Raw genomic sequence first — 11,152 nt, forward strand, 5'->3', positions numbered from 1 at the left:
TGTGGTGTTGTAATTGGTTTGCTTTCCATCGGACTCGATTGTAATGGTGTTGGTCCTGACTGTGGTGTTGTAATTGGCTTTGTTTGACCCGTTGGTGTTTTAATTGTTGCTCCTGGTTTTGCTTCCGCCTTTACATCCTCTTGCTTATTCTCAAGTCCACTGCTATTTTGATTTGCCACTGGTCTAACTTGAGCTTTTACATCTTCTTCTTTATTATTTAGTTCCCCATTTGATTGCGCTACTGGTTGGACATCCGCTTTTACATCCTCTTCTTTATCTTTTAGTTCTGCCTGTTGCATTTCAGGATTATTATCTTGATGTTGCCCTCGTACTGCTAATTCCGGGTTCTCTTTTGTTGCGGCTACTTCTTCCTTAACCCTTTCTTGCTCCTGATTTCCTTTTCTATCGCGAACACCTAAATTTTCTTCTTTTTTCATTTGATTTATATTTTTTTCTTTTTCTGCTTGCATTTGTTCTTTTTCCTTGCGTTTACCATCTGCTACCTTTTCTTTTCTATCTGCATAGTTTTCTTTCAACTGTTTAAACTTACTGTAGCCTGATTTCCCCACTTTTCCTGCCACCGCAGCACTTGCAAGACCCGCGGCGCCAGCTACTGCTACACCTCTTCCAACTGTCTTAGATCCACGTCTAACATCACGATATTTCTGCCTAATATTACTCATAGCATCTGATGCGCGTGCAGCTCCGGCACTTGCTGGTACTGTAGTAATAGCATCGAAAATTGTTTTACGGTATAACCAAACACCTAAAAATGAAAGTATTTGTAATGTAGCTACAACTAGGTATCCATATTTGTCGGTTGCGCTGAATAGAATCGACGATACCCAAAACATTAATGTTACCAAGAAACCAATAGCGACTTTCATAAGTAGTGTTCTAAACAGTTCAGCTAAGAATTTTTTAGCAGTCCCAGTCCATGCAGGTACTAAAGCCATCAATAACATTACTGGTGACATTAGCGCTACAATGATAAACATTAATTGGTAGAACAACATCGCCATACTACATAAACCTAAGACAACCCATAAAGGTCCGTTGATTAAGAAAAGTAGTAATACTAAAGCTCCACGCTCGAAAGTAGCGTCCAAAGTTAATATCGTATTTTTCTTCTGTTCTACTTCCTCTTTTAATAGATCTTGCCTTTCATCTGCTCCTGTTGTTGTTAACATTTTCTTAATTCTTTCATCACCGATTTTCTTCATATCTGTTGTACCAAACTGTAGTAATGTATAAGGTTGTTTTATTAATAGAGTGTGTGTTAAATCAGTAATGGAATCGACACCGCTTGAATATCCTTCACTTGCTCCACTAATACTTTGAGTGGAATCAAGAACAGTTTTATTTACTTGTTCAGAGAAAGTGTTCAGTCCTTTGATAATATAACTTGAATTTGCGAAAAAAGCTAAAGTGAAAACTAAAATACCTAATGTCTTTAACAATCCTCCTAGCATCTCTGACTGGCGTCGTTGTACAAAACCTACCCAGATAACCCAGCAAGCTAATAAAGCTAACATGAGTCCAATTAATTCACTATATATTCCATTACCCCAAGAACCATTGAACCCTGCTGCTTTAGATATTACATCGCCTAATTTATCTCCTACATCAGCTACAATATTGAGACTCATAGATTGACCGACCATACTTGTAACAAAAGTACTAACTGCAAGATTAATGGTCCATCCAATACTTACAAGACTAAATAACACAGCAACCATTTGTTCTTTTACTTTGTCTCCCCATTTCCAAAACTTAAGAGATTCACCAAATCCACCTTCTGGTGTATAGATGTCAATTCCATAGCTACTTGCAGGGTATTCTTCATATTTTAATTTTTCCTTATTCTTTGGAATGATATCGTCTATAAGAGAAGGTCTGGGTTCTTCCTCTGCATATACTGGAGCAGCTTTAAAAAGTAAATTAAATGCTAAAAGCAAAGTACAAATTAATAACAATAGGGTAATAAACTTTTTCATTACATGTTACTCCCCCTTTTGTGGGAAACCTATTAATCTTTCGAACTAAACTCATTTGTCGGTTTAGTATTTGCTACTTCATCAATTTCATTTCGTTGAGGGCCAGAATAACTTCGAACTTTGAATCCATCTTCTGTACGAACTACTCTTACCCATTTCACTGCTTTATCGATATTTTTAGGGGGCTTCTTTGAAATAAAGTTATACATAATTGTATCCTTATCTACCACATACTCTTTTACTGTATAGTCTTTGTAAGATAAATTATTTTGTGGCCCTTGATTCGGATCTAAAATTTTATTTTTATCTCCATCGACGATAAGTTTTCTAATTGTTTTATTATCATGTTGTAAGTCAGCTTTTACAAAATCCAACATCATTTCTCTAGGAGTGTGCCCCTGTTTATCTTTTTCTTCTCCTACATTTGTTTCGCTATTTCCACATGCCACGCTCAGAATTAGAGCGCCAGCACATAGGCTAGATAGCATTAATTTTTTTAGTTTAGTTTTTACCATGTTAACTCACTCCTACATTTATTTTTTCTCCCCCTTCTTCGACAAAGGTTGCATTAACTTCCTGCTTTTCATCATCATTTGACTTTCTATAATTCTTTCTTGCATTTGGTCTTGTATCGAATGCATCATATAAATCCTTAAACACTACATCCATTGTGACAACACCTGTTCTTCCTTGAATGTCTTGGAATAAACATTGTCCTGTTTCTAAATTAGTAATAATCGCATGATTTTCTTCATTGTCAGGTAATCCAAAGAAATCTAAGATTGAAGAAATTTCTTTACTGTCTGTGTTACGGAATGAGAACTTCATACCAATATTATTCTTAAATGTCTCATCTCCAAGGTCACTTGCACTTTGAGTAGCAAAGTATACTGCTGAGTTTAAGGCACGACCTTCACGAACTAGCTTACGAGCTAACTCTCGCCCTTGAGAAGTTCCCATGATTGCCCATGCTTCATCTAATAGAACAATTTTGAATTTAGTAGGATCCTTTTGAAAGAATTTTCTTGCAAAAGAAGATAAAGACATCAGCATACTAACTGATAAATTTTCTTGTAAGGTATAATCTTTCGGATCTTTTTGAATATCTGGCATATCAAGATGCTGAATTTGTATGATATTCACTGCTGTATCAAGTTCAATATCTCTATTTGTTCCATCACCAAAGATTAAGTGTGCAAAGGATAAATTCTCAAAAGCTTGAATATGAGCAGCTAATTGTTGATCCACTTTATCCTCACTATCTTCAAGATATTGAGATACAGCTGTTAAGCACGGCTCTTCCATTCCTGCTACGAATTCTACAGCCGAAGCCAATCGCGGGAATTTTTCCGAGTTATCAGGTTTAATACCTGTAATGAAAGTAAGAATTGTCATAGCTAACTCAATTGCATCTTTTCGGCTATGTTTATGAATGATAAATGGATCAAGTTTCCCTTCATCTCGTCTATCAGTCCCTAGTGTAATTACGTTTACTTTACCTTCTAGACCGTGTAAATCTTCTGTCCAGTTCCCCCTCTCACCTTTTGGATCAACTATCAGTGTTTGAGCTCCTCCAAGTACGGCTAGGTAAACAATTAAGTTCGTTCCAAATGATTTACCGGAACCAGTACTTCCTGTTACTGCAACTGAAAGTGCGCTTGTTTTTTGATTTGCAACGGTATTTGTTGCTGCAAGTGAGGGTGTCATATAAACTGCTTTGTTTAAAATACCAGTTGTTCCAATATAAAACCCGATGTTATCTCCTAAATCTTGTGTTGCACCAAACATACCAGCTGCTAGAACTCCAGGTTCCATAAAGTGTATATAATCATTTACATATCTTCTAGCTCCAGGGATAAATTCATTAAACAGTAGGAACTGATCTCCATATGGTCTTACTAGTTCAATCATCATCTCTCTATAAATAGAAATGAGTGAATTGGTATTTCGACGCATTGTATCCAAATCTTCAGCACATATACAGAAAGATACTGATGTCTTAACTAGTGGCATACGCGTCTTTTGTATAAGGGCTTGTAATTCAGTAGCTTCTTGAACACCTTCATACACGTTTAACCCAACAGTCTGTGCATTTTCCCTTGCATGTGCTTCTTGATCTTCTAAATCTTTTTTCTTTTTATTTAGTTTAGATAGTGCTTTGCGATGGTTAATGTTTTCTGTGCGTACACTTAGTTCAATTGGGAAATCTATATTTTGGATCATATACATCCACTCTTGGTCTGGAAACTCCATTGTATATGGAATCTTGGATGCCGATAAGAAACTCATATATGCTGGATAATCTAATTCATCAGAACCAATTTGGGACATTTCTATATGTCTTCCTTTAACCTCTACTTCTGATTCTGTTAAACGTAATAAACTCTCTTGATTCGGAAAGATTGCAGAATCGTCATCAACTACCGGTGGCGTCCATCCTGCTGTAACAGGTGCCTCTAATGTACGATAGAAGTTTCGTAATACAATCCATTGTGTTTCATTTGTTTCTAAACTTCTTACGGCTAAATGTTTTCTTATTTTGTTTCTAAAGGTACTAGCTTCCCGCTTATACATCTCCAAATCAGTTTTTAATATTTTGGTATCACCTAGTAGTCCAAACTGTTCTGCAGTGTTTTTAAAGGTATGAAATGCAGTGTAAAGCATTTCCTTAAGTCCTTCTTGTATGTGTCTTACTTTTAATTTCACACCTATAAAATAACGATATTCTACAGCGTTTTTACCAAATTTTCTTTCTAACTCATGGACAACGTCATCAGTATGATCGATTGCCAGCTCTTTTAGTTCACCGCTTACTGTTTCTTTAAACTCATCGGCTTTTTCTTTGAAATTCTGATAAACAGGTATCATTAATAGATGTTTTTCTTCTTCATAATTCCAAAATAAGCCGAGTTGGCGCATAAACAACGTATTTTTATCATCGTCTCCTTTAAATTCATAAGGAATCCCGTATGCCTCATAATACGCCCAGCAAGAACCATCTTGGTTAAAAATCAAATTATCATGAAAATATTTGACTGGAAATTCAACCTGATTCATTTGTGCCTCCTTAGAGAAGAATATGAGACTAAACTAATTCTTCCGTATAGATTAATTAATTACTTTTTCTTAATTGAATCATCCTTAAATCGAACTACTGTCTTATATTGATAGCTTCCAATATTGCCAGTTGTATCTTTATAACGACTCAACTTCTTTTTTTCAAATGTAAATACAAAGAATCGATATATAAATTTGTGTGGACTTTTTCCATCCAATTCTACATTTCCAAAGAAGTACGCTATACCACCAGGTAATATTAGATATTTGAAAAAGACGTTGTTTCCTAATGGTAAAATCTGTTCTAAGAATATTATTATTAATAGTGTTCCAACAAAAATCCCCAGCTGTCTGTAAGGTACAGGGAAAGGGAGTGTTATATCCCTTATCCCATATAAACTCTTAGGAATATCCCATATAGAGTTGTAAGTCCTTACTTCCTTGCGAGTCGGTTTCTGAGTCACTTATACCAACTCCTTAAAATTTCTATTTTTTACAAATGATCATTTAAATAATAAATTATATAATTTTGTTCCAAGGTCTTTGAATACATCTGGAGTGAATACAAACACAGATACAATCGCACAAAGTACTAACCAACCAATTAGACCAGCCATTTGTCTTTTTACAAGTAAAACTATTACACCGATGATTGCTACAACTAAAAAAATGGGACCTAACTGAGCTACTAACCAGTTTTTTGCATTTACCCCAAAATTAATGTTGCCTAAGACTGCTGCATCCTTAATAGCAGGTAATTGCTGAGCAACCATATCTAATCCCAAAAGCTCCATAATTATTTACCCTCCACTTTCTCTAATGTGTTTTCAAATTTCTTCATAGAGCTAATTGAAAACTTGTTATCTTTATTTACAAGATTTAAATCATATGTGTATGTGTACTCTAAGCTGCTATCATTGTCTTTTAATTTGGCATCTACTAAGACTCTGTATCCTTTATCCTTATCTTCATAAATTCGTAGGTTTTCTAATTTGCTAAATGTCATAATACCTTTTAGTCCATTTGTTATATTACTTTTTTCAAAGTAGTAAGCAATTTCTTCTGGTGTTCCTTCTGTATACACCTTAAATACAGATTGTAAAAATTGTTCTACTTTTTTAATTTCTGCATCTGTATTAATTTCTCGTCCTTCTGATTTGAAAGTGGCTACTTTATAAGGTGCCTTTTCTCTCTCTCCATGAACGATTGTAGGATTGTTAGGGACTACCATTTTCCCTTTCTCCATTAAAATTGGAATTGAGAAGTACCTTGTTACCTCTTTTGGTTCTTTTGGTGTGTCTGGAGCTTGTGTCGTTCCAGGAGCAGGATTATTTACAGGTTCTAGTTTTTGAATGATTTTTAATGTAACTTCTGCTTCATTTCCCTTTTGTCGGACCTCTACTGCTTCCGATTTAACCAAAGTACTAGATGCGTTTTTTAAAGTATCTCTATTTAATCCACCTTGCTCGTCGGATCCTTCAACAAGAAATTTCTCTAATCGTTTTTTTCGCTCTTCAGCTACATTCATATCAGCTTTCCAATTAAAATAATTAGTGGCAAAACTATTCGCATATGCAATTAATTCTGCTTCTGACATTTTAATTTTTACGGGTTCCTCCTTCTTTTCCTGAACAGCTACTGCTCTATGAGGACCGGCGAGTTGAATAAATGAAAGGGAGCTTCCTGCAAACACGAATCCCATCACACACCAAAATGTAACCTTACCTACTTTTCTTCCTGTTATCGCCGGAACTTTCTCCCTTGTTTTACGTTTCTTCTTTTCTTTTAGTGCTTCTGAATTTTCTTGTTGCATATCTAATATTTCGTTTGTTTTATCCTTTGCTTTTTTAAAGAATGTAAATTTCTTTTTTTCGGAGTTTTTCTGGGATTTCTTTTTTACCATGTTTTCACCTCTCTTTTTATATGGTTAGGAGATTACAAATTTCATTGTAATTGCCACTAATCAACTATCTACTTTAAGTATGATTTACTTTTTTCGGAAATCTAAGAGAAATAAAAAAAATTTATGTTTTTATATCAAAGTTTTGAGAGTGATAAAAAATAAACATTATATTTATTAAAGTCCATAAAAAAAACAATCCCATTAAAAAATGAAATTGGTTATACACAGGAGCTATTCTTTATAGTAAGTACTACACAATATTAAAACCTAATATAATATATATCTTTAATATATATAAAGAAAAAAGATAAAACTTTTATACAGAGAGAAAATCATGTTAAAACATTGATGTGCTAGGGGTTCGTAAGTTCTATAGCCGTAAAAAATCATAAAAAGTAATTACTGGGAACGTACTTAATGAGCTGAATGAGGATTTAAAACTACAAAATATCGGAAAGTAGGTATATAAAAACTACATATAATCATCGTTAATTTGATGTAAGTAACTGTATATATAATACGTACATAAATTTATGACTTATGAACAAATTTTCCACATTTATAAAAAAACTACACACAATTTATTAACAAATTGGTCAAAGTTAAGAACAGAATACACTTTTTAAACAGAATTAACAGATGTTTTTCTGATTTTAAGTAGATTAAAGGATAGAAGAGGATAAGAACAGTAATTAAGGTATTATATTATACACATCAGGTCAAAATTATTAAGATATCAACAGAATAATAAAAAATATTTATGCTTTTTTGTAGATAAAATGCCATAAAAAGATTGAAAATTCAGATTTATAAACTTGAAAATTGTGAATATCTTATTTTATTAAATGTGCACTGTATGAAATTGTATAAAAAATAGAGAGTAGCAATCATTAAGATTAAAAACTGACTCTCTATTCTGCTTGAAGCAATACACTTCAAATGTTATCTCCAACACGAATAGCCCTCTACTTTTGTTTTTTTCAAAAATAGAGAGCTTATCATTACATTGCTGGAAGCAGCTGATCAACAGTATGTGGCACTTCTTTTGTTGAACGATAGTATGCTTCTAAAGAATGAAGAAACTGGATCAAATCAAAGTCTTCAGGAACTTCAATTACACAAATCTCTTCCTTCGGCAATTTATCAATTTTTTCAATGAACAGTTCACGAATATCGCTAGGGATTTGATTTCCTTTATGTCCACTGGACTTTAAGAGTTCGCGAATTTCAATTTCTAATGCTGTATATGCGTTAATATTTACACCTTGTTCATAAGCATATTTTCTAAATAATGATTCCTCTTGATACTGCATGTAATTACGATAGTAAGCATCTATAGTTACAGGTACAGCATATTTTGAATGAAGCAGGTCATGCGCTTTGCGGAATAGCTTTTGAACATTGCGTAAAGAGTATATAGCAAAATGAGTACCAAATTTAAAAATGGCCTCTTCTTGATCATGTTTAGGTACATTGTGTGTAATTAAAGGATAAATACCAGTTTTAGCAGCTGTGTCTAATACACGATATTGAGAAGATTGCTTCAATAACTTACTTAGTGTATAAACAAGCTTTTTAGGATATCCTTCTTGTCGATCAATCATTTCTCGTAAGCCACGAACTACTTGGCGAATTTGACGGTGACAAGAGTGTTTTAGAACGTTAATAAATTGGTTCATATCCTTTGCAAATTCAGCAATATTCAATTCCACTAGCAGGTTTTCAATGAATCTTACTTTGCGTTTATATGTATCACGTGGTGTAAATGGATCACGGTATTCTGCTCCTTCTTCTTTCGCGCATAAGAAATCAGGATGTACAGATAAATGCAATGTTGTGTATTGCTTTTTATTCTTCTTCCCTTTTTCTAACTTGCAAATTTTAAATAAAGGAGATCCAGTAGCAGAAAGTTTTGTTTCTAATTCATCAAGTACAGCACGAATCTGATGTGGGTATTTCTTATGTAAGTAACGATACATACCACCAAAATGAGTTGAGCTTCCTTGCTCATCAACTTTGAATAAAGAACGTTTCAGGGTAGTTTCGCGTTTCTGCTGCATTGCTACATCCATGAATAGTTTCTTAGCTGCAATTGATAACTCAAAGAATTCTTTGGTAAATACTATCGGGCTAATAAATGTATAGGCATTTGCTTTATTCGTTTCTTTATTCATGAAATCAGTTAAGGTAATTTTATATTTACCACTGTACTCATTTTCGATTGTAATGATGTTATGGAAACTTAACTTCTTCAAAGCCACATAAAATTGTGAGTGGTGAATATGTGCAAATGCTTCTTTATAATTTTTATAATCTTCCCAAAGCATGTGGATCGATACATGTGAAAGCTCACCATATGTATTACATTTTTTATGAAGAAATAGAAATACTTCTAAATCAGCATTTGTAATTCCATATAGCTTATGTTTTCTGCCTTCGTTTTTATCAAACTCACTTACTTTATCTACAATCTTTTTCATTTTCAGTGAAAAAGATGGCTTGGCTTTTGCAACAAACCCCTCTTCATCCGCAATTCGTTCTTCATAGGACATTGACTTCACAATGTCTTCTAGATAAGTATCTTTAAAACTATAATACTTACCTTCTAAAGCTTCTACTAACCTTTGCCATGATTTAATTGTTACAATTACCGGTGTTGTTGTTTCACCATTTAAACTACGTTTGTTCTTTATAACGAAAGGTTTTGCCATCTTTTTCACCTCCTTTTATTTTAAGTTGCAGTTTTCCCCACAATTAGATATAGAATTTCATTTTTGATTATATCAAATCGAATACTGGTGAAATCTGTCCCTTTAAGAGGAAAAATAAAAAAATGAAACGTGCCTCAATCCCTTGTGGGACAAGGGGTTTGACGTTTCATGAAAAAAATTTTGTTGCCACCATAGGGCTATGAAGTTTTTTGAATATGAAACGTGGTATGCAGTGGAATAAATCTTTCTAAACCATTGATTTTATAGGGGTTTACGCTAATTTCGTTTTAAAGTTGTAGCCATCATATAGCTATAACGTTTCATGTTTTGGATTGAGTGAGAAATTTCTATGGATTTCGTATAAACACTGATATATAGGGGGTTATCGCTGTTTTTAAATGAAAAGTTGTAGCCATCATACCGCTATAAACGTTTCATTTCGTTTCATGTTTCCTACCATCATATAGCTATAACGTTTCATATTTTTAAAATAAGTTGAATTTAATAAGAAATAGCTGTAACCCTTGGTATATATGGATTTGTTTGGGTTTTTAAAGTGAAAGTTGTAGCCACCATATAGCTATAATGATTTTAGTGTGTTTTCTTTCATATTTAATGAAATGGCTTTATATCAACGTTTATTACTAAATTACATAGAATAAAAAATTTTTTAGGTGAATGATTTTCAGGATATTCTCGTTTCATTTTTTTAAAGTTGTAGCCATCATATAGCTATAACGTTTCATAAATTACGAAATTGTAACCACAATATAGCTATTCACTATTAAAAGCAAGAGGTAATAGCCAAGATAAAGCTATGCAGTTTCAAATAAGAAGTAATAGCCAAGATAAAGCTATGTAGTTTCAAATAAGAAGTAATAGCCAGGATAAGGCTATATAGTTTCAAGTAAGAAGTAATAGCCATGATAGAGCTATGCAGTTTCAAATAAGAAGTAATAGCCAAGATAAAGCTATATAGTTTCAAGTAAGAAGTAATAGCCATGATAAGGCTATGTAGTTTCAAATAAGAGTTAATAGCCAAGATAAAGCTGTGTAGTTTCAAATAAGAGTTAATAGCCAAGATAAAGCTATATAGTTTCAAATAAGAGCTTATAGCCACGATAAGGCTATATAGTTTCAAATAAGAGTTAATAGCCACGATAAGACTATATAGTTTCAAATAAGAGCTTATAGCCATGATAAGGCTATATAGTTTCAAGTAAGAAGAAATAGCCAGGATAAAGCTATGCAGTTTCAAATAAGAGTTAATAGCCAGGATAAAGCTGTGAAGTTTCAAATAAGAGTTAATAGCCAGGATAAAGCTGTGAAGTTTCAAATAAGAGTTAATAGCCATGATAAGGCTATATAGTTTTCAAGTAAGAAGAAATAGCCATGATAAGGCTATGCAGTTTCAAATAAGAGTTAATAGCCAGGATAAAGCTGTGAAGTTTCAAATAAGAGTTAATAGCCAGGATAAAGCTGTG

Annotated in this window: 7 protein-coding genes; all 7 read right to left on the reverse strand. The window is 33.3% G+C overall.

All coding sequences use genetic code 11. The features are described from left to right. On the reverse strand, positions 1 to 1,997 hold a 1,997-nt coding region (locus ACQVV1_RS29455), incomplete at its 3' end, for a CD3337/EF1877 family mobilome membrane protein (protein WP_431169913.1). A 32-nt stretch (positions 1,998 to 2,029) separates the two neighbouring features. Next, entirely contained in the window at positions 2,030 to 2,512 is a 483-nt protein-coding gene (locus tag ACQVV1_RS29460) for a hypothetical protein (protein ID WP_336376753.1), read from the reverse strand. A gap of 1 nt (position 2,513) precedes the next feature. Further along, the gene (locus tag ACQVV1_RS29465; protein ID WP_431169914.1) at positions 2,514 to 5,054 is read right to left on the reverse strand and encodes an ATP-binding protein; all 2,541 of its coding nucleotides are present in this window, start codon (positions 5,052 to 5,054) and stop codon (positions 2,514 to 2,516) included. A gap of 59 nt (positions 5,055 to 5,113) precedes the next feature. After that, positions 5,114 to 5,518: a TcpE family conjugal transfer membrane protein gene (locus ACQVV1_RS29470; RefSeq protein WP_000192353.1), complete on the reverse strand. Its 405-nt coding sequence runs from the start codon at positions 5,516 to 5,518 to the stop codon at positions 5,114 to 5,116. Positions 5,519 to 5,557: 39 nt separating this feature from the next. Beyond that, positions 5,558 to 5,848 (reverse strand): hypothetical protein, encoded by a 291-nt coding sequence (locus tag ACQVV1_RS29475; RefSeq protein ID WP_309260373.1) that lies wholly within the window; start codon positions 5,846 to 5,848, stop codon positions 5,558 to 5,560. Positions 5,849 to 5,850: 2 nt separating this feature from the next. Next, positions 5,851 to 6,957: a conjugal transfer protein gene (locus tag ACQVV1_RS29480; protein ID WP_431169915.1), complete on the reverse strand. Its 1,107-nt coding sequence runs from the start codon at positions 6,955 to 6,957 to the stop codon at positions 5,851 to 5,853. Between the two features lie 1,001 nt (positions 6,958 to 7,958). Further along, complete coding sequence (locus ACQVV1_RS29485; protein WP_431169916.1) at positions 7,959 to 9,668, reverse strand: hypothetical protein; 1,710 nt, start codon at positions 9,666 to 9,668, stop codon at positions 7,959 to 7,961. Positions 9,669 to 11,152: the final 1,484 nt, after the last annotated feature.

This window comes from Bacillus basilensis, from assembly GCF_050630465.1.
In the GTDB taxonomy this organism is placed as follows: domain Bacteria; phylum Bacillota; class Bacilli; order Bacillales; family Bacillaceae_G; genus Bacillus_A; species Bacillus_A basilensis.

What these genes read in the sequence shown, in the direction of transcription:
- ACQVV1_RS29460 (WP_336376753.1), bottom strand. Translation starts at nt 2,512, where the DNA reads ATGGTAAAAACTAAACTAAAAAAATTAATGCTATCTAGCCTATGTGCT.
- ACQVV1_RS29465 (WP_431169914.1), bottom strand. Translation starts at nt 5,054, where the DNA reads ATGAATCAGGTTGAATTTCCAGTCAAATATTTTCATGATAATTTGATT.
- ACQVV1_RS29475 (WP_309260373.1), bottom strand. Translation starts at nt 5,848, where the DNA reads ATGGAGCTTTTGGGATTAGATATGGTTGCTCAGCAATTACCTGCTATT.
- ACQVV1_RS29480 (WP_431169915.1), bottom strand. Translation starts at nt 6,957, where the DNA reads ATGGTAAAAAAGAAATCCCAGAAAAACTCCGAAAAAAAGAAATTTACA.
- ACQVV1_RS29485 (WP_431169916.1), bottom strand. Translation starts at nt 9,668, where the DNA reads ATGGCAAAACCTTTCGTTATAAAGAACAAACGTAGTTTAAATGGTGAA.